This is a genomic window from Pedobacter namyangjuensis (assembly GCF_003313325.1).
Lineage (GTDB): Bacteria > Bacteroidota > Bacteroidia > Sphingobacteriales > Sphingobacteriaceae > Pedobacter > Pedobacter namyangjuensis.
The window spans coordinates 271,969-298,393 of the sequence record NZ_QMHQ01000003.1 but is presented as its reverse complement, the minus strand read 5'-3'; the positions used below and the strand labels follow the sequence as shown (position 1 = coordinate 298,393).

Sequence of the window (26,425 nt, the reverse complement as noted above, 5' to 3'; positions counted from 1 at the left end):
AACACTAGCAAGAATGTTTAAACTAAACCTAAAAATCGCTTGGCGAAATCTTTGGAAAAATAAAGCTTACAGCGTTTTCAATATTTTTGGATTGGCAGTTGGCTTAGCTGGTTTTATCATCATTCTGCTTTATATAAATAGAGAGCAGGGTTTTGATAAATGGAACCCGGCATTGAACAGAACCTATATGGTGGCAGCCGATTTTACGCAAAATGGAGCGGAAAATAAAGGGTCTAAAATAAAAGCATTGTTTGCTAAGACTATAGAAGCAGAATTTCCATCGGTAGAAGCTATAAGCATTGGTTGGTTAAACGGTAATGCAAATCTAAGGACAGAAACTAACGGAAAAGTTATAAAAGAAAAGCTATCGTCGGTGTCAATGGATGATAAATTCTTTGCTGTTTATCCGCTAACAGCGATAAATGGAAGGATGCAAGATGTTTTTCGCGATAAAAATGCAATTGCGATCAGCAAAACTGCTGCACTTAAAATGTTCGGCGAAGAGAATCCTATAAACAAAGTATTAATACAAAACCGCGGCTTAAACGAAAAAGAGCAAGAATTAGTTGTAAAAGCGGTTTGGGACGATAAAAAACAGCCTTCTTATTTTGGGTTTGATGTATTTTATGCAGCAGATTTTTCCATTTACGGAGGCGAATTTTTATCCCGAACGTTTTCTACTATGTTAACTTTTAGGGATGGCGTAGATGCAGAAAGCGAATTAAGTAAAATGAATGATGCCTACACCATAGCATTGGCTAAATTTGTGGCAAATAATAGTGATGTAAATTTCAAGCCTTCTAAGCAACAAGCTTTAGCTATTTTAAAAGATAAAGAAGGTATAACGTCTTTTAAGCTAATTTACGAACCGGTTTCGGATTTAAATCTAGGAACTTTTTATAGCACACAAGCTAAGCGAACTACCATTAATATTTTGTTGGCGTTAGCATCCTTTTTAGTTATTATTTCTTGTATCAACTATACCAATTTATCGTTGGTGTTAGCGCAAAAACGTGCTAAAGAGGTTGGTGTTAAAAAGGTTTTAGGCGCTCAGAAAATAAACTTGTTAAAACAGTTTTTTGCCGAAACAGCGCTACAGTGTATCATCGCCTATTTGTTTGCATTAATAATTGCCGAGCTTTTAGTACCTAAAGTAAACAATTTGTTGGATACGCAGTTATCACTCTTTTCTTCATCTAATATTAGCTTGGTGTTGGGGCAGGCGCTACTTATTTTGTTAGCGGTTATTGCTATGGCAGGTGCATATCCGGCATTTGTGCTGGCTGGTTTTAGACCTGTAAAAGTATTAAAAGGAAATTTTAACACGGCAAAACATATAGGAAGTTTGCGTAAGGTGTTGGTCGTTTGTCAGTTTACCATTGCCATAGCGCTAGTTATTAGTTTTATGGTTATGCTGGCACAATTAGAATTTATGCGAAATAAAGATTTAGGTCTTAACAAATCGCAATTAATGACATTGGATATTGGAAATTTTGCAAAGCGAAATCTAAGTCCAGCTGCGTTTCAAAGTATTAAAGATAGACTGCTGGCAATAAGTGGGGTCGACGATTTAACGCGAGCAACAGAGGAACCTATAAATGATTCTGGTTTTAATAACGATCTGAGCTTTGCGGGTAAAAAACTCAACGTCGAATCTCGTTTTGTAGACGTAAATTATTTAAAAGTCATTGGCGGTAAAGTTGTAGAAGGAAGAGATTTTTCAACAGATTTAATTGCTACTGATTCGGTTCAAAGTATTTTACTGAACGAAACTGCATTTGCAAAGCTTGGCTTAACAAGCGTAAATCAGCAAATTGGCATCGACCATGGCGACGATATCAAACAGTTTAATGTAATAGGTAAAGTAAAGGATATTCAAGCTTACGGATTTGAACACGAAGTTGTGCCGACTGTATATTTGGTAGCCGATTACCAGTTTCATTGGCGAAGAAATATTATTTTAAGGTTAAAACCTGAAAATATTGCAAGCACCATAGAGGAAATTAAAAAGACTTGGATGGAAATTGAGCCCGGTAGAGACCCAATTTATTCGTTTGCCGACGAAACATTTCAAAAAATGAACAAGGCATATGAAACGAGCAATAAAGTAATTTTCTATTTCGGCAGTTTAACCCTTATTATTTCCTTGTTCGGTTTAATCGGCTTTGCCGCCTATAGTGCCGAAATTAGAACTAGAGAGGTTGCTTTGAGGCGAATTTTAGGTGCTACAACGGCAAATTTGCTAAATATGCTAAATAAGGATTTTTTATGGTTAGTAATTATAGCCAATATCTTTGCAGATGTTTTAGCCTACGTTTATATGAATAAATGGTTTGCTGGTTTCGCGTACAGGATACCGATGCCTTTTGAAATGTTCTTTACGGCCAATCTATCCATTATTGTAATTACAATTTTAACGGTCAGTTGGCAGAGTTTAAGAGCGGTTAATAGTAATCCGGCTAGTGTTTTAAAAGCAGAATAGACCTTTCTTATGAGATATTTTTTTGCCTTATTAATATTGATGTTTAGTTGTTCCGTATCGTTGGCACAAAACTGCAATTGCAAGCTAAATTTTGAAGCGGTTGTTAGCCAGGTAAAAAGTAATTATGCTGGCTATAACGATAAGGTTAATCCGAAGAACAAAAAGTCATTTAATAGATTTACAAATAATTTAATGCAGAAAGCACTAAACTTAAATTCGATAGACTCGTGCTATGTTGTTTTAAAAACATTTACTAACTACTTTAAAGATCAGCATTTACGTGTGCAATTAGGGTGGCGATATAGAGAGAAATTTCCAGAAAAGGTTATCGCTATCAATAAACAATTTCCTAAAAAAATAGTCACCTCAGCTCCCGCAGAAAAATTAATTCAGTTCACGAGTATATCAGAATTAGACGCTGAAACAATGTTGTTGCGGTTGCCTTCTTTCGAATGGTCGGAAAAAAAGAAATTAGATAGTTTGCTTTATACCTATCAAAAACAAATTAAACAAAAACCTTATTGGGTTATAGATTTAAGAGGTAATACTGGAGGAACAGATTATGTATTTAGCGCACTTTTGCCATTTTTATATACAAATCCTGTAGAAATTCTGCCGGACGAATATTGGTCTTCTGTAGGAAATATTGAAATTCTGACAGAAAATTTAGCCGATGAAAATACTTCTGCCAGCTCAAAAGAGTTTTTAGCAAAGCTGATTAATTTAATGGAAGCTAATATTGGAAGCTTTGTAAATCCATCTGGCAAAGATTCTTTTACTTCAAAACTAGATTCGGTTTATCCATATCCAAAAAAAGTAGGAATTTTAATTGACGGAAATGTAGCAAGTTCGGCAGAATCTTTTCTCTTGCTTGCAAAGCAAAGTAAAAAGGTTAAAATTTTCGGCGAAAATTCTGCAGGGGTTTTAGACTATGCCAATACCCAGTTTTTTGACCTTCCCGAGCCTGAGTTTAAATTGGTGGCAGCCATCTCCAGGTATAAAAGACTACCCAACAATCCTATAGATAATATTGGCATAAAGCCGGATGTTAAAATTAACAATGAGCAGATTAATAAGGTTATAGTGGTAGCAGAGAAATTGAAGCAGATAAAATAAGCTACTTTTTAATTAACAATTTGCATTTTTGCTTTATGCAAAAATCTTTTACCGATCAGTTGGGGCACAACATTACTATTAATTATCCACCTAAAAGGATTGTTTCTATTGTACCCTCACAAACTGAATTGTTGTTTGATTTAGGTTTGGATGATGAAGTAATAGGTATAACCAAATTTTGCATACATCCGATAAAAAAATTTGCAGCTAAAACTAAGGTAGGCGGCACAAAAAAACTGCTGATAGAAAAAATTAGAGATCTGCAACCAGATTTGATTATCGGTAATAAGGAAGAGAATACACAACATGAAGTAGAGTTGTTAATGCAGGAATTTCCGGTTTGGATGAGCGACATTAGCAATTTAGAAGAAGCGATGACCACCATTGCTCAAATAGGGGAGCTGGTTGATAGGCAACCGGAGGCAGCTTACCTAAACCATTTAATTAATGCAGGTTTTACCGATTTGCAAACACTTGCGCTAACCAAAGGGATTGATAAAACAGTTGCCTATCTGATTTGGAAAGATCCATATATGGTTGCGGGCAGAAATACTTTTATAGATGATATTTTAAGGAAAATCGGCTTAACTAACGTAGTTAAACATAGTAGATATCCTGAAATTGATATCGAACAATTGAAAACAACAAATTGTGAACTGGTTTTTTTGTCTTCAGAACCTTATCCGTTTAAACAAAAACATATTGAAGATATTCAAGCCAAATTGCCAAATGCAAAGATTATGTTGGTTGATGGCGAGATGTTTAGCTGGTACGGTAGTAGATTGGTAAAGGCAGTTCAATATTTTTTCGAGTTTCAGGATAAAATATAATGCTGAGATCTGTTATTTCTAGCTAAATTGCACAGTTAAATAATCAACCCTTATAAATGAAAAAAGTATTAACATTATCGTTATTTGTAGCGGTTCTTTCTGGATGCACGTCTATGAAAGATTCGGTTACAGCAAATCGCATTACTGCAACCGGAACAATCGAAAAAATCGGGATGACTACCTTCCAATACGGTACACATATTTTAAAAGCCGGAGAAAAATCTTACGCCTTAAAAAGCGAAAGTATTAAGCTAGATGACTATATGAATAGACCAGTTACTGTTAAAGGAAAAAAAGTTAAAGGTTATCCTCTTTCGGGTGGGCCAGATCTTTTAGATGTTACCTTGATTAAGTTCTAATCTGTTGGTTTTTTCTTTTTTTAGTTTTTTAGCATCATTACAAACGGAAGCATTTGGGAATGGCGTTAGAGTGATTAATCTATTGCTTTGCTATTTGCAACTGTTATTAATTGCACAGCTTTTGCCAAATAAACGGGATTGCAACGAAAATCCTTTTGCCGAATCCCCGCTTTAGGGGGATTTTTTCGGTAAGAGATTGAAGTGTAAAGCCCGACTGATTTTTTTGTAGTGCATCTGTTCTTGCTTTTCTAATTCTTTAACTCCTCAATATTAGTTAGATAGCTTTGTTTGATTAATTAGCCCGATTATTAACTTTAATTTTTTTAAAAATAATTGCTTTTACTTTTTGAAAATTGATTGTAAACGCTATCTTTGCAGTCCTTAATACATCCTAACTGCGGAAGTGGCGTAATTGGTAGCCGCACCAGACTTAGGATCTGGCGCTTCACGGCGTGGGGGTTCGAGTCCCTTCTTCCGCACAATAAGGTAAAGGCCGTCCTGATGCAAATCGGGACGGTTCTTTTTTTAAAAAGACATTTGTAAAGAAATTAAATATAAATCGATGTGTTGTTTGAGCGGGGTTACAAGCCTCTTTACTCATTACTCATATCTCATATCTAAATAGAAATGAATATCACACAGGACAAAATTGACGATTTAAATGCAGTAGTAAACATTACTATCGCACCTGAAGATTACAACCCAAGAGTAGAAAAATCGCTTAAGGAGCAGGCTAAAAAGGCAAACTTACCAGGTTTCCGTAAAGGAATGGTGCCAGTTGCGCACATGAAAAGAATGTACGGCAAAAACATTTTGGTAGAAGAAATTAACGCTTTACTTAACGAGACCTTATCTAAACATTTAACTGATAACAAAGTTGAGGTTTTAGGTCAGCCTTTACCGGTTTTAGACGAAACAAAAGAGTTTAAATGGGATAATACAGATACGTTCGAATTTCAATATGAGTTGGGTTTAGCGCCTAAAGTTGATGTTGAAGTAACTTCTAAAGATAAATTTACTAAATACAATGTTAAAGCCGATGCAGAAACTTTAGAGTCTCGCATTAAAAACATTCGTAAAAGCTATGGCAAAATGACAAATCCAGAGGTTGCAGCCGAAGGCGATGTAATTTATGCTGAGTTAATACAACTTGGTGCTGATGGTGCTGATTTTGAAGGCGGAATTAACGCAACGGGTTCAATTCGTTTAGATTTAGTTACGGATAAAAAGATTTTAAAATCTTTAGTAGGCTTAAAGAAAGACGATGTTGTAGAATTGGATGTTCAGAAAGCTTTTGATAACAATGAAGCGGTAATTGCTAAATTGTTAAACATTAACGAAGAAGATGCTAAAGAACTAAAATCTAAATTCAAGGTAACGGTTAAAAACGTTAATCGTTTAGAAGAGTCTGAATTAAACCAAGAGTTTTTTGATAAAATTTTTGGTGCAGATGTAGTTACTGATGAAGCTGGTTTTAGAACTAAAATTACTGAAGAGGTAGAAAGCATGTTTAAGCAAGATGCAGATCGCAAATTGCAAAACGATATTTACACGCAATTAACTGAGCAAACTAAGATGGAATTGCCTGATGAGTTTTTGCGTAGATGGTTAAAGGCTACTAACGAAAAGTTAACAGACGAGGAATTGGCGCAAGGTTATGATGATTTCGCTAAAAACCTTAAATGGACACTTATCGAAAACAAAATGATTGCCGATAACGAAATTAAAATTGAATATAAAGACGTTTTTGAAACTGCAAAACAACGTTTAGATGCGCAATTTAGAATGTATAGCCCACAACCAATGCCAGAAGATCAGTTAGCACAATACACCGCCAACTTCTTGCAAGAAAAAGAAAATGCGAATCGTATTTTCGATGAGGTTAAAGCTTTAAAAGTTTTCGAACACATTCAAACAATTGCAACTATCGACGAGAAAGATATTGATTACAACAAGTTTGTTGAGTTGAAATAACCAGGTCGATAATATATTTAATTTGTCATCCTGAGCTTGTCGAAAGATCTCACTATTGAAATAGTTAAATCTGACAAATAAGGTAATTTAAATATTGTTAAAAGCAGCTTTACGCTGCTTTTAACTTATACAATACATTTTTTTAGTGGCCGATGTGCTATATTGTCATTAAAATCTGCTTGGTATGTTCTTTGATTATTAACAAATAGCAGTAGAGAGTAAGTGATTAATTTGTAATTTTTAACCCAAGATCAAAATATATTTTGATTTGATAATTAGAGGTTATAATTTACGCTATTGTTAAAAGGAAATATTAAAAGACTAATTCCCAAAACTCATTATGAAAATCGATAAAGAAGAATTTAGAAAATACGCAGTTAAACATCATAGAATTAACGGTTTAAATGTAGATAGATTTATTGGAGCTACTAACAATTCGCCAAAATCTATGACACCCTACATTATAGAAGAACGCCAATTAAACGTTGCGCAAATGGACGTTTTTTCTCGTTTGATGATGGACCGTATCATATTTTTAGGTGATGCAATTTATGATGGCAATGCAAACATTATTCAAGCACAGTTATTGTTTTTGCAATCAACTGATGCCAACAGAGATATTCAAATCTATATAAACTCTCCAGGCGGTTCTGTGTATGCAGGTTTAGGTATTTATGATACGATGCAGTACATCACGCCAGATGTGGCTACAATTTGTACAGGTATGGCAGCTTCTATGGGCGCTGTATTGTTGGTTGCAGGTGCAGAAGGTAAACGTGCCGCTTTAACACACTCTAGAGTAATGATACACCAACCAAGTGGTGGTGCTCAAGGTGTTGCTTCAGATATGGAGATTAACTTGAGAGAGATGTTAAAACTTAAAAAGGAATTGTACGACATTATTTCTAATCACTCTGGCCAGTCTTACGAGTGGGTAGAAAAAGCATCTGATAGAGATTACTGGATGAAAGCCGAAGAAGCAAAAAGCTTCGGTATGATTGATGAAGTGTTAGGTTCGACTAAAAAATAATTCAGTTAGCAGTTCTCAGTTGGTATTTAACAACTGAGAACTAAAAATTGAAAACTCAAAACTAGTGGGCAGTTCGCAATAGGATGTTATTAAATAACCGAAATTGAGAATTGACAACTGAAAATTGTAAAAATGGCTAAACAAAATAAAGATTCGCGTTGCTCTTTCTGTAATTCTCCAAAGCAAGAAACTTTAATGCTTATTGAGGGTATGGACGCATATATTTGCGATAAATGCGTAACGCAAGCTAATGTTTTGCTTGCCCAAGAATTAGGCAACAAAAAAACTAAGGCTTTTGATCAGTCGTTTAACCTTTTAAAACCGGCAGAAATAAAAGCACACATAGACCAATACGTAATTGGCCAGGATGATGCTAAGAAAGTTCTTTCTGTAGCGGTATATAACCATTACAAGCGTTTAAGTCAACACATTGAAAAAGACGAGGTCGAAATAGAGAAGTCGAACATTATGTTGGTTGGCGAAACTGGTACCGGAAAAACGTTATTGGCTAAAACCATTGCTAAAATTCTCCATGTACCTTTTTGTATTGTAGATGCAACCGTGTTAACAGAAGCTGGTTACGTTGGAGAGGATGTAGAAAGTATTCTAACCAGACTTTTACAAGCAGCTGATTATGATGTTGCAGCCGCAGAACGTGGTATTGTTTATATTGATGAGGTGGATAAAGTTGCTCGTAAAAGCGACAACCCTTCGATTACAAGAGATGTTTCTGGAGAAGGTGTGCAACAGGCTTTACTCAAAATTTTAGAAGGTACGGTTGTAAACGTTCCGCCTCAAGGTGGCAGAAAACATCCAGACCAAAAAATGATTCCGGTTAACACCAATAACATTCTATTTATTTGTGGCGGTGCTTTTGATGGCATTGAACGTAAAATTGCCAATCGTTTACGTACGCAAGCTGTAGGGTATAAGGTTAAAAAAGACGATCAGGATTTAGATTTGAAAAATCTTTATAAATACATTACTCCGCAAGATTTAAAAGCATTCGGTTTGATACCAGAGCTTATTGGTCGTGTACCCGTACTAACACATTTAAACCCGCTTGATATTGAAGCATTGCGTAATATTTTAACAGAGCCTAAAAACTCGTTAATTAAACAATATGCTAAGCTTTTTGAATATGAAGACGTAAAACTATCATTCGATAATGAAGTTTTGGATTTTATTGTGGGTAAAGCAATGGAGTACAAGTTAGGAGCGAGGGGTTTGCGTTCTATTTGTGAGGCAATTATGCTCGACGCAATGTACGATATCCCGTCGGATGACAAGGTGAAAGAACTGCAAATTAATTTAGATTATGCGAAAGAGAAGTTTGAAAAGGCTGATTTTAAAAAGCTGAAAGCAGCATAAATTAAATCCTCTAGAATTTCTAGGGGATTTTTTTTAACTTAATATTTAATACAATTATAAAAAAGGAGTACAATATATATGAACGAAGAAAAAGACGTAAAAAAAGACGAAAAAATTGTAGCTAAAGCTAAAAAGGTTAAAGAGGTAGAGAGCCCGGTAAAATCTGGTTTAAAATCTAAAGAAGAAATTGTTAAAAATTGGTTGCCGCGTTATACTGGTCGCCCTTTAGAAGATTTTAGCCAATATATTCTGCTTACCAATTTTAGTAAGTATTTGTCTATGTTTTCTGAGTGGAACGATAATGCTCCGATTATGGGTTTAGATAAACCTATGCAAAGCTGTACCGCAAACGGTATTACTATCATCAACTTTGGTATGGGTAGCCCATTGGCCGCTACTATGATGGATCTTTTAACTGCTATTAAACCTAAGGCGGTATTGTTTTTAGGCAAATGCGGTGGCTTAAAAAAGAAAAATCAGCTTGGAGATCTAATTCTGCCAATTGCGGCTATAAGAGGCGAGGGAACTTCAAACGATTATTTACCTGCAGAAGTACCGGCATTACCAGCTTTTGCCCTGCAAAAAGCAATTTCTACTACAATTAGAGAGCACTCTAGAGATTATTGGACAGGAACCTGTTACACAACTAACCGCAGGGTTTGGGAGCACGATAAAGACTTTAAAAAGTATTTGAAAACATTACGTGCAATGGCAGTAGATATGGAAACGGCTACCATTTTTACTACCGGTTTCGCTAACAAAATACCAACTGGTGCATTGTTACTAGTATCAGACCAGCCGATGATACCAGAGGGCGTAAAAACTGCGGAAAGCGATAGCTCGGTAACAACAAATTACGTAGAAAGCCACCTTAAAATTGGTGTAGATTCGTTAAAACAATTAATTAACGGCGGATTAACAGTAAAACACTTACAGTTTTAATACAGCTTTTTAGCGTCTGCAGATTTGAAGAGGAACTCGAAAAAGTTTCTCTTTTTTATTTGAAAAGCAATTTCAGTGAAAATTTTTAAGATAGTCCTTCTTTTCGCTTTATCCCGATGAAGAATCGGGATGCCCGCTTCAATAAGGTTTATTTAACATTAGGCATTGGTTCTTTTTAAAATTTGCCTCCCTCATGTCTGATTCGAAATCATGTTAATTAAAAGGATTGTAATCCCTTAAATCTGACTAATTGCGCCAAAAGAATTACTTCCTTTAGATAATAAACCTTATTGAAGTGAAAAAGCTTTTTAGCCGAAGGCAAAGCTTTGAAGCGTAAAGAAGGGCAGGCTTCGCCAAAAGTCCCTTACATTGTTTTTCCGAAAAAAATTAAAGTTGGTCGCTTTTTGGGTAATCAAATAGTAATGCTTTTCCGGTACCATGCGAAAGCATACTCCAATTATCTATTGGAAACTGCAAATAGCAAACACCGCAGGTTGGCATTTCGTACACATGACCATTAAGGTAATTTAATAAATCTGTTAAACCGGGGTTGTGCCCGAAAACTGCAATTCTACTGTACCTATCGTCAAAATCGTTAATAATGTCGAAAAGGGTTTGTCTGCTTGCTTCGTATATATTTGGCTCAAGTTTAATTTCTTTATCGGCAATTTGCCAAGCTTGCGCAAAATGTTTTGCGGTTGTTATAGCTCGTAACGCGGGGCTACTTACTATTAAATCTGGGATGATGTTTTGTTTTACCAATCTGTTTGCCATTTCAGGCGCATTAGTCATTCCCCGTTTATTTAAAGGCCTGTCAAAATCTTTTAAACTAGAGTTTCCCCAGTCAGATTTAGCATGCCTAATGATAATGAGTTCTTTCATAAACCAATATTTAATATAAAACGGGCAAATGCAACTTAAGTTTTTGTACAACGTTAATTAGACCCATTTCAAATTGAAATATAAATTTAGTTAAAAGCTAACTTATTTTATATCAGTTGTATAACTATTTTAGCATGTGGCAAATTATTGTTGTTTAGACATAAAGTAAGACGATATTTCTTGCAAATTAAAAGCATTTAAACATTTTGATGCGCTAAGCCCGCCTTTACGTGCCACCATAACGCCATAACGCATATCATGGAAACCTTCTTTACGGTGCGCATCGGGATTTACTGCCAGCAAAACTCCCTTTTCTAAGGCGTAACGGTGCCAGCGCCAATCTAAATCTAATCGTAGCGGGTTTGCATTAATCTCTATAGCTACGTTATTTTGTGCACATGCATCAATAACCTTTTTAAAATCTATATCGTAACCTTTTCTACTTAGTAATAATCTGCCCGTTGGATGACCTAAAATGGTAGTGTATGGATTCTCTATAGCTTTAATCAACCTATTGGTAGCTTTATCTATATCCATTTTTAAATTGCTGTGTACAGACGCCACGACAAAATCGAAGGTTTTTAGAATATCGTCGCTATAATCCAAAGATCCGTCGTTTAAAATATCACTTTCTATACCTTTAAAAATTTTAAAAGGCGCAAGTTTTACATTTAGCTCATCAATTTGCTGGTGCTGTGCGTAAACTCTTTGCTCGTTAAGGCCGTTGGCATAAAATGCAGATTTTGAGTGATCGCAAATTCCCAAATATTCCAATTTTAAATCATCTTTGCAATAAAGCGCCATTTGCTCTAAGGTATGTACGCCATCACTCCAGTCTGAGTGGTTGTGCAAACTGCCTTTTAAATCTGCATATTGCAAAAGGGTAGGCAGTTGCTTGGTTTTTGCTAACTCAATTTCGCCTAAATTTTCGCGAAGTTCGGGAACTATAAAATCCAATCCGGCTTTTTGGTAAATTTCTTCTTCAGATGCGAATGGACCATTACCCGCTAGCGAAAGTACTGCTTCTACATGTTCGTTATTGCCAGTTAGTGTAAAATAATTAAGGTAAAAATCTTTATGTGCAACTAGCTCCACTCTTACGTGCAAACCAGTTTCAGTGTGCGCCGTGTAAGTATAATCGCTTATGTCCTTTAATTCTAAGCTCGCAAATTCGGTAATTTTACTTGCAATTTCATTAACATCGTTAGCGCCGATTACAAAAACAGCTTCCTCAACAATTTCATTTAATCTTCTAAAATCGCCAGTAATTCCTAATAGCGAGTGGTGGTCTATTTTATTAAGCCAAACTGCTAAGTCGTTGTAAAGCTGATTTATGGTTGCTTCTACATGAGCGTATAAAAACTTGCCATTGGCAGCCATTTTAAACTCAATGATTTTTTTTATCTCTTCCTGAGTTTTTAAACCAAAACCTTTAGCTTCAATTAATCGGTTTTCGTTGCAGGCATAATAAAGTTCACCGATATTTTCAATGTGTAAATCGTGCCAAATAACCGCTATCTTTTTGGGGCCAATACCTTTTATTCCTAGCATTTCTACAATGCCGGGAGGCGTTTGTAATAAAGTATCTTCCAGTTCTTTAATGGTTCCAGTAGCCAGTAGTTCAGTAATTTTACTTGCTATGCTTTTGCCAATTCCATCAATCTTATCTATTTCATCTATCGGTTTGCTGGCAATTTGAAATGGAAGTTTATCTACTTTAAACGCTGCATTTGCAACAGATTTAATTTTAAACGGATTTTCTCCGTGTAATTCCATTAACTGCGAAAGTAAGCGTAATGTACGCGATATTGGTTTATTCTCCATGAAAGCTATTTATTCTTTGCCCTTTAGTCCTTACTCTTTGCTCCAGTACTACTTGATATTGATCTCGTAATCCATCCTAGCCTGAATACCAGAGTTTACGATAGCTTTTTGCATTTGTTTGTAAAGCAAGTAGTGTTCGCCTAACTCTTTTTTGGTGTAGTAGATGCTAATATTTTCTTTTGCATTACCTAACAGGTTTTTTAAAGGATCTATTTTCTCTGGATATTCAACTATTTTAAAATCTTTAAGTTTAGCTTTTTTGGCAGCTGCATTAATGGCATCATTAAAACTTCCTAATCTATCTGCTAAGCCAATTTTAACCGCATCAGTACCTACCCAAACGTGGCCACCGCCAACGCTATCAACCTGCGCTTTGGTTTTCTTTCTGCCATCCGCTACACGAGTAAGAAATGTGTCGTAAACATGGTTTACGTCATTTTGTATAATGAAACGTTCGCCAGCAGTTAAAGGTCTGTTAACACTCATAATATCTGCATACTTGCCGGTTTTTACACCGTCAAAAGTAATTCCTAATTTGTTGGTTAACAGGTTTTGAAAGTTTGGAATAATACCAAAAACACCAATTGAACCAGTAATAGTATTTGGCTGTACAAAAATACTGTCCGCTGCACAACCAATATAATATCCGCCAGATGCGGCAACATCTCCAAAAGAAGCGATAACTGCTTTAGTTTTTTTAGTTAATACAATTTCTCTCCAAATAACGTCAGATGCTAAAGCACTACCACCACCAGAATTTACACGTAAAACGATTGCCTTAACATCGTCGTCTAATCTTGCTTTTCTAATTGCTCTAGAGATACGTTCAGAACCTATCTGTTCATCAGAACCTTCTCCACCAACAATATCGCCATTGGCATAAATTACCGCAACTGTGTTTTTCTCAGAAGAACTAGAAATAGGAGATAGGTTAGCGATGTAATCGTTAATAGTTACGATGCTAACCGCACTTTTTTTGTTTTTGCCGGTAATAGTTCTCAGCTCGTCTAACACCTCATCCTTATACTTCAAGCCATCTACAAGTTTATAAGCCAGGGCATCCTTTGGTTCTCTTATTTTATAATCATCAGCTATTGTGTATAAGCTATCGGCGCTAATGTTTCTAGTAGTTGCTATGCCATTTAAAAATGTTTTGTATAAACCACCAACATAGGCTGTTACCTGTTGTTTGTTATAGTCGCTCATTTTTGTGTTAACAAATGGCTCTACCGCACTTTTGTAATCACCAACTCTAATAATCTGCGCTTCAACACCAAGTTTATCCAAAGCTCCTTTAAAGAAAGTTAATTCTGAACTGAAGCCTTTAAACTCTAAAGCGCCTTGCGGATTTAGGTAAACCTTGCTTGCCGCAGAAGCTAAATAATATGCGCCTTGGGTATAGACTTCGCTATAAGCGATAACTGGTTTTTTGCTTTTTTTGAAATCGATAATTGCATTTCTAACTTCGAGCATTGTTGCCATACCGGCGTTTGGCGAGCTTACGTTAATATAAATACAGTCAATTTTACTGTCGTTTTTTGCTTCTTTTAAAGCTCTAATAACATCGTTAAAACCAATAGATTTCTGCCCGCTTCCACCTAAAATAGGTATGCCAGACAATGAGTTGTCTGGGGTGCGCTCAGTAATGGCTTGATCTAGGTCTAAATAAAGCGCAGAGCTCGACTTAACAGACGCTGGTTTTTCTTCGCCTATTGAGGCAATAAAACCAAGCATCACAATAACAAAAAGGAAGCCGATTATAAATGTAGAAATAACAATTCCGACAACTGTAGCAAAAACATACTTGAAAAATTCTTTCATCTGGTAGCTATATATTTAATTTGTAAAGATATAAAACGCAATGGCATCTTATAGTAAATTTGCATTGCCTATGGCAATTTTATAAATGTTTTTTAGTGTAAAAAGTTTGGAGGCTTAGTTAATTTATATGGGTTTAGACCAATTTTCGGCTTACTTGTTACTAGGTAGTAATCTGGGCGATAGAAAGCAACTTTTATTAAGCGCTTTAGCACTTATTGAAGAAAAGGCCGGTGCTATTTTTGCACAATCGGGTTTTTATGAAACAGAGGCTTGGGGTAAAACAGATCAACCGGATTTTGTAAATATGGCCGTTGGTATAAAAACCGATTTACCTGCTTTAAACTTGCTTCGCGTTTTGTTGGATATTGAGCGAGAATTGGGTAGGGTTAGGGTAGAAAAGTGGGGCGAGCGACTAATAGACATTGATTTAATACTGTACGGCGCTGAAATTATAGATCTTGGCGACGAGTTACAGGTGCCACATCCGCAAATGCAAAATAGAAAATTTGTGTTAGCACCTTTAGCAGAAATAGCACCCAAAGTTGTACACCCAATTCTTAAAAAAACTATATCAGAAATATTAGCAATTTTAACCGATTCTTTATCCGTATCAAAGATTTAATTTATTAAATTTGGAGAGATGATTGATAACACCAAGAACGGAGAACCATTAGATTTATCGTATTTACGAGAGATGTCTGGAGATAGTGCGGAGTTTATGATAGAAATGTTGGATGCGTTTTTAACACAGACGCCGATATATATGACAGACTTGGAAAAGGAAGTTGTTGTTAGCAATTGGAAAACGGCTTCTGAAGTTGCGCATAAAATAAAGCCTACTTTCTTTTATGTGGGCAGAGCCGATGCTCGCGACCACATGCAAGAAATTGAAAGGAATGCTCGCGAACGTAAATCGTTGGAATCTATACCTGCAGCATTTGAAGAAATAAAGAGCTTTTTACCTGTATTGTACCAGCAACTTGAAGATGCCAAAGTTGAGCTTAGAAAAGAGCTTTAGACTGATTTTCTTTTAAAGAATACAATAGAAAGTAAGATATAGGTTAATAATATTGCCGGAATAGCCAAATACTTTAACACGATTACCAAAATTACCGACGAAATAATTAGTAAGTAACGTGCCATATTTTCTTTAAAACCAAAGGTTTTAAACTTTAAGGCAATTAACGGTAACTCACATACCAATAAAAAACACATCAGGGCTATAAACGATAGAAACAACGTTGTAGAAAGCGTTGAGGTCTCGAATGTAAAAATATTTAAATCGTAAATTAGTGGTATAGATGCAATTAATATTGCATTTGCCGGAGTCGGCAGGCCTATAAACTGATCTGTTTGACGTGTGTCTAAATTAAATTTCGCCAATCTGTATGCAGAGAATACCGCTATGAAAAAAGCAAAATAGGGTAGGATAGCATTATTATCAAACCAGAAGAAAGCTTTGGGTGCTATTTGAAATAAAATGATGGACGGTAAAACGCCAAAACTAACTACATCAGCTAGGGAATCTAATTCCTTGCCCATATCGCCACTAACTTTTAATAATCGGGCTACAAAACCGTCAAAAAAATCGAATAGCAACGAGATGAAAATACACAACGCTGCAATTTTAAGGTTTTGGTTAAACGCGAATACAATACCAATGCAGCCAGAAAATAAATTGGCACAGGTAATAGCGTTAGGGATATGTTTCTTCATTTAAGTTGTAAGTTAAACGTTATAAGTTTTAAGTGGAAAGCGATAGGTACAACTTACCACTTAAAACGTACAAATCCACTATCCGTTCATTCCCATCAAAAATTCTTCGTTGGTCTTGGTACCTTTAATTTGAGCTTGCACTAATTCCATGGCCTCTTGAGAATTCATATCTGCTAAGTGGTTACGCAATACCCAAATACGTTGTAGGTTTTCTCTATCTAATAATAAATCATCTCTACGTGTGCTCGATGCGGTAATATCAATAGCAGGGAAAATACGTTTGTTAGATAACTTACGATCTAACTGTAACTCCATGTTGCCGGTACCTTTAAACTCTTCGAAAATAACCTCATCCATTTTAGAACCGGTATCTGTTAACGCAGTAGCTAAAATAGTTAAAGAGCCGCCTTTTTCTATGTTACGAGCAGCACCGAAGAAACGTTTTGGTTTGTGTAAAGCGTTTGCATCAACACCACCCGATAAAATTTTACCAGATGCAGGAGCAGTTGTATTATAAGCTCTCGCCAAACGTGTAATTGAATCTAAAAGAATAACTACATCATGACCGCATTCTACCAAACGTTTAGATTTTTCAAGTACGATATTGGCAATTTTAACATGGCGCTCAGCTGGTTCGTCGAAAGTAGAAGCAATAACTTCTGCTCTTACACTACGAGCCATGTCTGTAACCTCTTCCGGACGCTCATCAATTAATAAGATAATTAAATAAACTTCTGGATGGTTTTTCGCGATAGCGTTAGCAACTTCCTTTAGTAAATTAGTTTTACCTGTTTTCGGTTGTGCCACAATTAAACCACGCTGACCTTTACCAATTGGTGTAAATAAATCCATTATACGTGTAGAGTAATTGTTGCTCTCTGTAAATAGGTTTAATTTCTCTGTAGGGAAAAGAGGGGTTAGATAGTCGAAAGGCACACGATCACGCACATCCGCAGGAATGCGTCCATTAATGCTAATTACCTTAACCAAAGGGAAATATTTTTCGCCTTCTTTTGGTGGACGGATACTTCCGTTAACAGTATCGCCGGTTTTTAAGCCGAATAATTTTATCTGAGATTGCGATACATAAATATCATCTGGAGAGGATAAATAATTGTAATCTGCAGAGCGTAAAAAACCATAACCATCTGGCATAATTTCTAACACACCTTCATTAGTAATGGTATTATCGAAATCTAAGTTGCTGTAGCTAGTTTCGTTATGTTTGTGGTTACCACCGTTTTGGTTAGGATTATTCTGGTTCTTTTGAGGGCGGTTGTTATTATTTGTATTCTCCTCTCTTGGAGCTCTTTCTTCTTTCGGTTTTTCATCGCCTGTTTGTTCCGATGGTTTTTTCTGTTCTCGAACAGGTCTTGCTTCTCTTGGCAGCCTATCTTTTTTCTGGTTAGCCTGGTTTTGTAACTTTACAGCAATGGTTTCTAAACGTTGCGGATCATCAACAAAATCTGGAGGAGTAACAACCACAGGAGGTTCAATTGTCTCGGTTTCTTTTTCTACTTCGGCAACCACTGTTTCAACTCTAGATGCAACCGGCTCATCAAACAAAGTTATTCTATCGCGTTCGTTTTCGGCAGGAGCATTAGGCTTATCGTCTTTAGAAATTCGAGCTCTTTTTTTAGCAACAGGTTTATTGCTGCTAGCTTCTTTGCTAACTTTAGCTTTCGGCGCAACTTCCTTTGCTACATCTTCTGCATTTGTGCTTTTACTAGCTTGTTGTTGTAAGATTTGGTCTATTAGCTCGGTTTTGCGTAAATCGTCTGCATTGCTTACGCCTTCATTTTTTGCTAGCTCACGCAATTCGGCGGTAAGCTTCTCAGTTAGTTCTGTTTTGTTAAACATTTATATGTGTTTGTCGAGAAATTTTAATTTGAGTCTATCAAAAATATACAACCAAAAAATGCCTGAAATAAACATTTACTAATAATATTCGTTGGAGATTTTTCTGGGATATTCAGATAGACATTCGAGAATTATGGCACAATTGTATGTATTTACAAGTTAATAAGCAACTAAAAATTAAAATTGTTTAAAAAAAGTTAAAAAATCGTAAACTTTCGCTCCCCAAAAAGACAGTAAAAAGCGCTAAAAATTGCATCTTTGCACACATTCCCACGTATAATGAACAAAGAACAACTTTTTGAGCAAATACAGAAAAAGAAATCGTTTTTATGTATCGGATTAGATCCAGTGCTCGATAAACTCCCAAAACATCTACTAAAATATAACGATCCGATTTTAGAGTTTAATAAACAGTTAATAGATGCTACACATGACTTATGTGTTGCCTATAAACCTAATACGGCATTTTACGAAAGTAGGGGAGTTAAAGGTTGGGAAACTTTGGTAAACACTTGGAAACATTTTCCTAAAGAAGTTTTTACTATTGCCGATGCAAAAAGAGGTGATATTGGTAATACCTCTGCAATGTATGCTGAAGCTTTTTTTAACGAGCAAAGCTCAGAAATGAGTTTCGATTCGGTTACAGTGGCGCCGTATATGGGCGAAGATTCTGTTTCACCATTCTTAACGCATAAAGATAAATGGGTTATTCTATTGGCTTTAACATCAAATGCTGGCAGTAAAGATTTTCAGGTTAAGCAAAGCGAAGATCAAAAGCTTTACGAACAGGTAATTACTACTTCTCAGCAATGGGCAACCAGCAACCAGATGATGTACGTAGTTGGTGCAACAAAGCCAGAAGAATTTCAAAATATCCGCCAGTTGGCGCCAGAACATTTTTTACTGGTTCCAGGCGTTGGTGCACAAGGTGGTAGTTTAACTGAGGTTTGCAAATTCGGCCTTAACTCGCAATGCGGGCTATTGGTAAATGCTGCTCGTAGTATTATTTATGCTAGCAATGGTTTAGATTTTGCCGAAAAAGCTAGAGAAGAGGCGTTGCTTTTACAACAAGAAATGGAGCAAATACTTGTTGCCAACCAATTAATATGAGCACCCAAAAAATGGATGTAAAGCTGGTAGTTTCGCTATTGGCTGTTGCTATTGTTTGGGGTACAACTTATTTAGGCATTCGTATAGCAGTCGAAACCATACCTCCCTGGTTTGTAACTACCATGCGCCAAAGTATGGCTGCACTAATTTTGCTGGTTATACTTTTGCGCAAGAAAGAATTTAAATGGATAGGCTGGCCTTCAATGCGTAGGCAAATGTTGCTTTCTACCTTAATGATTGTAGTAGCTAACGGTATGACAACCGTTGCCGAGCAAACTATACCAAGTGGGTTAACATCATTGCTAAATGCACTTTCGCCAATAGCGGTATTTTTGGGTAGCGTGGCTATAGGTTTGCAAAAACCAACTTTAAAAGGGTTTATAGGGGTTATTATAGGCTTTTTGGGCGTTGCTTTTATTTTTAGAGATGGTATTGGCGACTTGTTGGATCCTAATTATAAAACCGGGATAATGTTTCTCGCAATTGCAATTTTAGGTTGGGCAAGCGGAACCATTTATGCTAAAAAATATACGCACGAATCATCCAACATCATTTTAGACTTGTTTTACCAGTTCATCTTTTCTGCCGTAGTGCAACTCGTTTTGGCTTTTATTTTTTCGCCAACTATCGAACCTTCATCTTGGAGTCTGCAAAGTTTAGGTGCGGTGGTTTATTTGGCTGTTTTTGGTTCTGTAATTGGTTTCTTCTGTTATATTTACGCACTCAAGAAAGTTACCGCTACGGAGGTTTCCATTTTGTCGTACTTTAACACCATTATTGCCATTTTCTTAGGCTGGTTAATATTAGATGAAGTAATTACCATCGATTTACTTATAGCAACCGTGTTAATTATTGTAGGCGTTTTTATTACAAATTACAAGAAAAAGCAGGTTAGCGAAGCTTAATGTAAATTCTTTCCAGTTAAGTTCTGCAAAGCGATATTTACCTAGTTTTTTTGAAAGGAACGGATGTAATACTTGGCAAAATCAGTCCCACTTTACGCTTTACCCCTATAAAACTGTGCAAAAGAAAGCAAACGGTTAAAAATTCGGGGTGCTCGCTTCAATTGGGTTTATTTAACAATCGCTTTGCTTTTGGCTAGAGTTTGGTTTATCGCCCGCATATTAGTCACTGCCAATTTTGTTAAGGAATTTAAACAGAAAATTTTCAGCATGCGACTTTACGTAGGCTTACCGAAATTGACACAACCAAAAATTACAAACGCATCCCTCTTAAAAACTCATCAATTAGCATGCGTTTTTTTCCTTCGTATTGTACGTCGGTGAGTTTAATAAAACCGTCTTTAGTCGCAAACTTTAGGTAGGTTTTTCCATCGGTTAAAAATGCAGCAGTAGAAATACCGGGTTCTTTATCCTCCTTTTCAGCATTAAAAATTTTAAGTGTTTTATCATTAAAAACGGTAAATGCAGTAGGGTATGGGCTTAATCCACGAATATGATTATAAACCACCTGATTTGTCTGGTTCCAATCAACCTTACAAAAGTCCTTGAATATTTTCGGTGCATTTTTTAATTCGAAGCTTTCTGGCTGTGGTACCTCGCTGTAATCTCCTACTTCTATTGCTTTAACGGTCTTAACCAATAAATTTGCCCCAATTACCATCAGCTTATCGTGCAAACTTCCAGCAGTGTCATCTGGAGTGATTTCAGTTTTATCACTAAAAATAACATCTCCAGTATCAATTTCTTGCTTTAAGAAAAAGGTAGTAACACCAGTTTCGGTTTCGCCATTAATAATTACGTGGTTTATTGGTGCTGCCCCACGATATTGTGGTAGCAAAGAACCGTGTAAGTTAATGGTTCCTTTTGTAGGCATGCTCCAAACAATTTCTGGAAGCATCCTAAAAGCTACAACTACAAAAAGTTCGGCATTTAACGCTTTTAGTTCTTCAATAAAAATAGGGTCTTTTAACTTTAAAGGTTGCAAAACCTTTAACCCATTTTCTATAGCGTATTTTTTTACAGCACTTTCACTTAATTTTTGTCCTCGACCGGCAGGCTTATCTGCAGCGGTTACCACACCAACAATATCAAAACCTGCGTTTTGTAAAGCACTCAATGAAGCAACGGCAAAATCGGGCGTACCCATAAAAACTATTTTCATAATCGGTTGTTAATGTCATCGCCTTTGGCTACCTAAAAAACGGAGCTTGGCTATTGTTAGTACTAACAAAATAACTAAAATTTCATTGATTTATCGCTATAAATATGGTAAGTGTTGCAGAAGTAATAGAATCTAGTAGCTTGGTTTTTGTAGATCCTACCAAGCCGGGTATTTATCGCAAAGGTAAACCTGGTAAGTTTTTTTACGAAGATAAAAATGGTAATCGGCTTAAAGATGGAAATGATTTAGAGCGAATAAAAAAGCTAGTACTTCCTCCCGCTTGGAAAGATGTTTGGATATCGCCAAAGAAAAATGGTTATTTACAAGCATTAGGGGTAGACGTTGCCGGAAGGAAGCAATACCGGTACCACGCAGATTGGACCGCGAGAAGATCGGATCATAAATACTTTAGACTACTAGAATTTGGCAAGGTATTGCCAAAAGCACGTAAACAAATTGCTAAAGATTTAAAGCGAAAAGCATTTGATGAAAGAAAAGTTTTAGCGCTTTGCCTTACAGTTTTGCAGCATACGCTAATTAGAATTGGTAATGAGGCGCATAAGCGAAATTATGGAAGTTACGGGTTAAGCACGTTAAAAGATCAGCATTTTAAGCAAAAAGGCGACAGTTTTACATTGAGTTTTATCGGTAAAAAAGGCGTAAAACAAGACGTGAAATTGACCGATAAAAGGTTGGCCAAGTTGATAAAGAAATCTAAAGATATACCTGGGCAAGAACTCTTTCAGTATTACACCAAAGATGGCAGACATAGGGGCGTAGATTCTGGAATGGTTAACAATTATATTAAGGAAATTACCGGATCAGATTTTACAGCAAAGGATTTTAGAACTTGGGGCGGTACTTTAGAGGCACTTCGCCAGTTGGCTTGCTGTACGGTTCAGAATCCGGAGATGGCTAAGAAAAAAGTAATAGTAGAAGTTTTAGACTGTGTAGCAAGTAGGTTAGGTAATACAAGGGCGGTTTGCAAAAGTTCTTATGTTTATCCGCTATTATTAGAAACCTTTGAAAATGACGGATTACAGGCTTACCTAAAACAAATAAATACCACAAAACCTGACGACATTGCTGCCATACAAGATGATGAAAAAGTGTTGATGAAGTTCTTGAAAAAGGTTAAGAAGAAATAAGTACTTATCATTCCTGACTCCTGAGGAGCCTATCGAATAATCGTCTTTGCGAGTCTTGGTTTTCGCAAAGCGAGGCAATCTTGGATTTTCATTTTCAATAAGACGATAGGTATAATCGATTCAAAAATAAAAAGCTCCAAAAGATTAATCTTTTGGAGCTTTTTTTACCGGATGAACTGGCTGTTCGCTTTGCTCTTTTTCCTTTGCCGGATTTTTAGTTTTCGCTTCTGCCTTATCTTTGTTGTAAACTTCATCTTCGGGCTTTTTTACCGCCTTTTCGCCTTTATCAACCTTTCCTTTGGGTTGTGGCTCCTGAAAGTTACTTTCGGGCTTGTCGCTTTTTTTCTGTTCTTTGTTCATGGTTATCCATTTTATGGATAAAGCAGATACTTTTTACGCATTTCTTTGTATTTGCTTAGTCCGGGTTCCCAGCTTGCCCTAATTTCTTTTTCAGATTTACCAGCAATAATTTGTTGCCTAAAATCTCCAACACCAACTAATTTTTCTATGGTGCCCATTTGATTACTTAGCTTAGAGTTGAAAAAATCTGATTTCCTTGGGGAAGCTTTATATAATTCGATAACCCAGCCGATGTTAATTTGTTTCGTTTTTCTGAAAATAGATGCGTCGTAATTTCTTAAGTCCAATCCATAACACACTTCGTCTTTAAAAATTGGCGTTTCTGCCATTCCTTTTATCCCGGTAGGTGTAAACGAAAATTTATACTTGCCTTTTAAATACGGAGCACCTAATACTGTAAATGGAAACTGTGTTCCTCGACCATGGTTGAGGTAGATACCTTCGAACAAGCAAGTGCTCGGATAAAGTAAAATAGATTGTTGCGTATTTAGGTTGGGCGATGGCTTAACGGGTAATTCGTAAGGCATATCATGGTTATAATCAGCGTTTTTAATCACCGTAATCTTACACTTCACTTTGTCTTTTAACCAACCCTCGCCATTTAGCATTTGCGCATACTCTCCTAAAGTTAATCCATGCACAATGGGAATAGGCTGAATACCAATTCCTGATTTAAATTTTGGATCTAAAACTGGGCCGTCTATATAAAATGCATTTGGGTTCGGGCGGTCAAAAATCATTACTTCCTTACCATCTCTAGCGCAGGCTTCCATTACGTGTTGTAACGTGTTCATGTAAGTGTAGAAGCGAACGCCAACATCCTGTATATCAAAAATCATAATGTCAACGTCTGCTAAATCTTCTTTAGTTGGCGTACTATGTTTTCCATATAATGAGATTGCTTTAATGCCGGTTTTTGTATCTACTGCGTCGTCTACATGTATACCCGCACTAGCGTCGCCTCTAAAACCGTGCTCCGGACCAAAAATTTTAACAATGTTTACCCCTCTTTTGAGCAAACTATCTACCACAGTTTCTTTGCCGATAATACTGGTTGGGTTTACCACCATGCCAATACGCTTACCTTTTAGCAAAGGCAAATATTTTTCGGTTTGTTCTGCACCGGTTTTAAAGTTTGCGTATTTAACTGCCGAGTTTTTAACCGCGGTTTCTTTTTTAGGAGTCTGTGCACAAGCACTAAACGTAATAATGCTTAATGCAGCAACAAAAGCAGTTGTAAACTTGTTCATTTTATATAGGTTTTTAAATTAATATACGTTAATTCAAAAGCGAATTAGCACTTTTGCTAAGTTACAATTTATTACAGATTTTGAATATAGAATATTTCATCGCAAAGCGGATAGCCATTAAATCTGAACGTACTTTTTCTAAGCTAATTGTGCGTATTGCAATTGCAGGCGTAATGTTAAGTTTGGCGGTAATGATTTTATCTGTAGCTATTATTAAAGGCTTTAAGACCGAAATACAGGATAAAGTAAGGGGTTTTATTGGCGACGTGCAGATTTACCGTTACGACTTAAACGGTTCGTTCGAAAAATCTCCATTTGTGCCAAATGACACCACTTTAAACTATTTAAAACAGAATAAATCTATCGTCTCGTTCTATCCTTTTGCTACCAAGCCTGCAATTATTTCGGCTAACAACGAAGTAGAAGGAATAAATTTTAAAGGTATAGATAAAGATTACGACTGGAGTTACATCAAAAAGCATTTGGTGAGTGGTAAAATCATCGATTTTAAAAAAGATGATTACCAGATAATGATTTCCCAACACACTGCAGATAGGTTAAAACTGAAAGTTGGCGATAGGTTTTTGATGCACTTTATACAAAATCCGCCTAAGCGAAGAAAGTTTACTATTGTAGGCATTTATGCTATTGGAATTGATAATATAGATAAAACCTTTGTTTTGGGCAATATTGACGTTATTAGAAGCATAAATAACTGGACCGCCAACCAAATGGGAGGCATTGAAGTTAAGACTAATGATTTTGCAATGCTGAAGCAAAATGCAGATGATATTTATGCTAATTTGGAGTTAAAATTGCGTTCTAGGTCTGTAATAGAAAGCACACCCGAAATATTTACCTGGTTATCCTTATTAGACGTAAATACAAGAGTTTTACTTTTTTTAATGATGATTGTTGGTGTTATAAATATGGTAACGGCTTTACTAATAATGATTTTAGAACGTACAACAATGATTGGGTTGCTAAAGGCAATGGGCACTACTACCGAAAGCATTATGAAGATTTTTCTGTACAATGCCATTTATTTAGTTGGTATCGGCTTGCTTTTAGGGAATGTTTTAGGTTTGGGATTAGCATTTTTACAGCAAAAAACACATTTGTTTAAACTAGCACAAACCAATTATTATTTAGCTTATGTACCCATTGAAGTTCACTTAACAGATGTATTGTTATTAAACTTATCTACTGTGGCAATTTGTGCGGTGGTTTTGATTTTACCGTCTTTGTTGGTTAGTAGGGTAAGTCCGCTAAAAGCGATTAGGTTTAAGTAAGAAAGTCTGGAGTTTGAAGTCGTTAGTCTGGAGTGAGGAAAGTCCGGAAGATAATATGATGAGAGACGAAAAACGAACAGCGCTCTAAGAAAAACCGGACAACTAAACCTCAATCCAATCGTTGCATTGTAGTCCAGAAAATTCTGTTCGTAAAGGTAAATTCAAATAAGGATAGGTAACTTTAGAAAGGTACAAGCCATTTGGTTTGGCAATTTCCATGATAGTTGGTGGTTCTTTGGTAATTAGCATTTGCTCAAATTCATCTACTGTCATTAAGCCTTTGCCAATTTTTATTAAATTTCCAGTGATAATCCGAATCATTTTCCCTAAAAACCTATTGCTAGCGATGTGGAAACGCAATTGGTCGTTGTTGTTAGTGCTAAACAATTTAGCGTCCATTACGTTGCAAATGGTATGCTCGTTTTTATCTGGAGCGGTACAAAAAGCTCGATAGTCTTTGTACTGTGGCAAAAGTAAAACTGCTTTTTTCATCTCGGCCAAATTCAGGTTTGGCGTATCATAATAAGAGCTTAATTGATTTAGAAAGGGATCTTTATAAGTGTGCAAATAATAATCGTATTTCCGTTGTACGGCATCAAACCTAGCGTGAGGTTTGCCATCCATTTTAAATAGATCGAATACCGAAATATTGTGTGGCAATAACTTGTTCAATCTAAAAATTAGATCGAAATCCCATTCCTGTTCAATGTCTATATGGAAAAAGAATTGACTGGCATGAACGCCCGAATCCGTTCTTCCACATCCATTTATTGCCAAAGGCGTTTTGAAAATCTGACTGAATTTCTCTTCAATAATTTCTTGTACGCTGTTTACTTTTGGTTGCCTTTGCCAGCCGTTATAGGTATGGCCGTTATAGGCAATGTGGAAGAAGTATCTCATCAGTGCAAAGATAGCCTTTCCTAGCAAACGCTCA

At 36.2% G+C, this 26,425-nt stretch carries 23 protein-coding genes and 1 tRNA gene; 15 read left to right on the top strand and 9 right to left on the bottom strand.

Annotation, left to right across the window (positions count from 1 at the left end; translation table 11 throughout):
• The first annotated feature begins 13 nt into the window (after positions 1 to 13).
• The 9 genes from DUT69_RS13185 (at position 14) to DUT69_RS13145 (ending at position 10,104) form a co-directional block, all read left to right on the top strand.
• Entirely contained in the window at positions 14 to 2,482 is a 2,469-nt protein-coding gene (locus DUT69_RS13185) for an ABC transporter permease (RefSeq protein ID WP_113653713.1), read from the top strand.
• A gap of 192 nt (positions 2,483 to 2,674) precedes the next feature.
• A complete protein-coding gene (locus DUT69_RS13180) occupies positions 2,675 to 3,598 on the top strand; it encodes a S41 family peptidase (protein WP_162796312.1) in 924 nt (307 codons plus the stop codon).
• A gap of 35 nt (positions 3,599 to 3,633) precedes the next feature.
• Positions 3,634 to 4,428 (top strand): ABC transporter substrate-binding protein, encoded by a 795-nt coding sequence (locus DUT69_RS13175; RefSeq protein WP_113653711.1) that lies wholly within the window; start codon positions 3,634 to 3,636, stop codon positions 4,426 to 4,428.
• Between the two features lie 56 nt (positions 4,429 to 4,484).
• Complete coding sequence (locus DUT69_RS13170) at positions 4,485 to 4,787, top strand: hypothetical protein (RefSeq protein WP_162796311.1); 303 nt, start codon at positions 4,485 to 4,487, stop codon at positions 4,785 to 4,787.
• A gap of 397 nt (positions 4,788 to 5,184) precedes the next feature.
• Positions 5,185 to 5,266: transfer RNA gene (locus DUT69_RS13165), tRNA-Leu, on the top strand.
• Between the two features lie 148 nt (positions 5,267 to 5,414).
• Positions 5,415 to 6,761: a trigger factor gene (gene tig, locus DUT69_RS13160; protein ID WP_113653709.1), complete on the top strand. Its 1,347-nt coding sequence runs from the start codon at positions 5,415 to 5,417 to the stop codon at positions 6,759 to 6,761.
• Positions 6,762 to 7,101: 340 nt separating this feature from the next.
• Complete coding sequence (gene clpP, locus DUT69_RS13155) at positions 7,102 to 7,791, top strand: ATP-dependent Clp endopeptidase proteolytic subunit ClpP (protein WP_113653708.1); 690 nt, start codon at positions 7,102 to 7,104, stop codon at positions 7,789 to 7,791.
• A 132-nt stretch (positions 7,792 to 7,923) separates the two neighbouring features.
• A complete protein-coding gene (clpX, locus tag DUT69_RS13150; protein ID WP_113653707.1) occupies positions 7,924 to 9,162 on the top strand; it encodes an ATP-dependent Clp protease ATP-binding subunit ClpX in 1,239 nt (412 codons plus the stop codon).
• A gap of 78 nt (positions 9,163 to 9,240) precedes the next feature.
• Complete coding sequence (locus tag DUT69_RS13145; RefSeq protein ID WP_205314272.1) at positions 9,241 to 10,104, top strand: AMP nucleosidase; 864 nt, start codon at positions 9,241 to 9,243, stop codon at positions 10,102 to 10,104.
• A 387-nt stretch (positions 10,105 to 10,491) separates the two neighbouring features.
• On the opposite strand, the gene DUT69_RS13140 is transcribed toward DUT69_RS13145, so the two are convergent.
• The 3 genes from DUT69_RS13140 to sppA form a co-directional block, all read right to left on the bottom strand.
• A complete protein-coding gene (locus tag DUT69_RS13140; protein ID WP_113653706.1) occupies positions 10,492 to 10,986 on the bottom strand; it encodes a SixA phosphatase family protein in 495 nt (164 codons plus the stop codon).
• 144 nt (positions 10,987 to 11,130) lie between these two features.
• A complete protein-coding gene (locus DUT69_RS13135; RefSeq protein WP_113653705.1) occupies positions 11,131 to 12,810 on the bottom strand; it encodes a DNA polymerase/3'-5' exonuclease PolX in 1,680 nt (559 codons plus the stop codon).
• Positions 12,811 to 12,858: 48 nt separating this feature from the next.
• Complete coding sequence (sppA, locus tag DUT69_RS13130; RefSeq protein ID WP_113653704.1) at positions 12,859 to 14,631, bottom strand: signal peptide peptidase SppA; 1,773 nt, start codon at positions 14,629 to 14,631, stop codon at positions 12,859 to 12,861.
• Positions 14,632 to 14,758: 127 nt separating this feature from the next.
• Between sppA and folK the strand changes: the two genes are divergently transcribed.
• A complete protein-coding gene (gene folK, locus DUT69_RS13125) occupies positions 14,759 to 15,253 on the top strand; it encodes a 2-amino-4-hydroxy-6-hydroxymethyldihydropteridine diphosphokinase (protein ID WP_113653703.1) in 495 nt (164 codons plus the stop codon).
• Positions 15,254 to 15,271: 18 nt separating this feature from the next.
• Positions 15,272 to 15,649: an Hpt domain-containing protein gene (locus DUT69_RS13120; RefSeq protein ID WP_113653702.1), complete on the top strand. Its 378-nt coding sequence runs from the start codon at positions 15,272 to 15,274 to the stop codon at positions 15,647 to 15,649.
• Here the strand turns inward: DUT69_RS13120 and pssA are convergent.
• On the bottom strand, positions 15,646 to 16,347 hold the full coding sequence (gene pssA / locus DUT69_RS13115; protein ID WP_113653701.1) for a CDP-diacylglycerol--serine O-phosphatidyltransferase: 702 nt from the start codon (positions 16,345 to 16,347) through the stop codon (positions 15,646 to 15,648). The two genes, DUT69_RS13120 and pssA, sit on opposite strands and share 4 nt — an antisense overlap.
• A gap of 78 nt (positions 16,348 to 16,425) precedes the next feature.
• Positions 16,426 to 18,207: a transcription termination factor Rho gene (gene rho, locus DUT69_RS13110; RefSeq protein WP_113653700.1), complete on the bottom strand. Its 1,782-nt coding sequence runs from the start codon at positions 18,205 to 18,207 to the stop codon at positions 16,426 to 16,428.
• A gap of 279 nt (positions 18,208 to 18,486) precedes the next feature.
• On the opposite strand from rho, the gene pyrF reads away from it, so the two are divergent.
• Positions 18,487 to 19,317, top strand: a complete 831-nt coding sequence (gene pyrF / locus DUT69_RS13105; protein ID WP_113653699.1) for an orotidine-5'-phosphate decarboxylase — start codon at positions 18,487 to 18,489, stop codon at positions 19,315 to 19,317.
• The gene (locus DUT69_RS13100; RefSeq protein ID WP_113653698.1) at positions 19,314 to 20,222 is read left to right on the top strand and encodes a DMT family transporter; all 909 of its coding nucleotides are present in this window, start codon (positions 19,314 to 19,316) and stop codon (positions 20,220 to 20,222) included. Before pyrF ends, DUT69_RS13100 begins: the two co-directional genes overlap by 4 nt.
• 310 nt (positions 20,223 to 20,532) lie before the next feature.
• Here the strand turns inward: DUT69_RS13100 and fmt are convergent, their stop codons facing one another.
• On the bottom strand, positions 20,533 to 21,441 hold the full coding sequence (fmt, locus tag DUT69_RS13095) for a methionyl-tRNA formyltransferase (protein ID WP_113653697.1): 909 nt from the start codon (positions 21,439 to 21,441) through the stop codon (positions 20,533 to 20,535).
• 104 nt (positions 21,442 to 21,545) lie between these two features.
• Here fmt and DUT69_RS13090 point away from each other — a divergent pair, with 104 nt between their 5' ends.
• Positions 21,546 to 22,589: a DNA topoisomerase IB gene (locus DUT69_RS13090; protein ID WP_113653696.1), complete on the top strand. Its 1,044-nt coding sequence runs from the start codon at positions 21,546 to 21,548 to the stop codon at positions 22,587 to 22,589.
• 144 nt (positions 22,590 to 22,733) lie between these two features.
• On the opposite strand, the gene DUT69_RS13085 is transcribed toward DUT69_RS13090, so the two are convergent.
• Both DUT69_RS13085 and DUT69_RS13080 read right to left on the bottom strand, forming a co-directional pair.
• Positions 22,734 to 22,949 (bottom strand): hypothetical protein, encoded by a 216-nt coding sequence (locus tag DUT69_RS13085; protein WP_113653695.1) that lies wholly within the window; start codon positions 22,947 to 22,949, stop codon positions 22,734 to 22,736.
• An 11-nt stretch (positions 22,950 to 22,960) separates the two neighbouring features.
• On the bottom strand, positions 22,961 to 24,199 hold the full coding sequence (locus DUT69_RS13080) for an exo-beta-N-acetylmuramidase NamZ family protein (protein ID WP_113653694.1): 1,239 nt from the start codon (positions 24,197 to 24,199) through the stop codon (positions 22,961 to 22,963).
• A gap of 80 nt (positions 24,200 to 24,279) precedes the next feature.
• Between DUT69_RS13080 and DUT69_RS13075 the strand changes: the two genes are divergently transcribed.
• On the top strand, positions 24,280 to 25,491 hold the full coding sequence (locus DUT69_RS13075; RefSeq protein ID WP_113653693.1) for an ABC transporter permease: 1,212 nt from the start codon (positions 24,280 to 24,282) through the stop codon (positions 25,489 to 25,491).
• A 102-nt stretch (positions 25,492 to 25,593) separates the two neighbouring features.
• On the opposite strand, the gene truA is transcribed toward DUT69_RS13075, so the two are convergent.
• On the bottom strand, positions 25,594 to 26,391 hold the full coding sequence (gene truA, locus DUT69_RS13070) for a tRNA pseudouridine(38-40) synthase TruA (protein WP_113653692.1): 798 nt from the start codon (positions 26,389 to 26,391) through the stop codon (positions 25,594 to 25,596).
• Positions 26,392 to 26,425 lie beyond the last annotated feature (34 nt).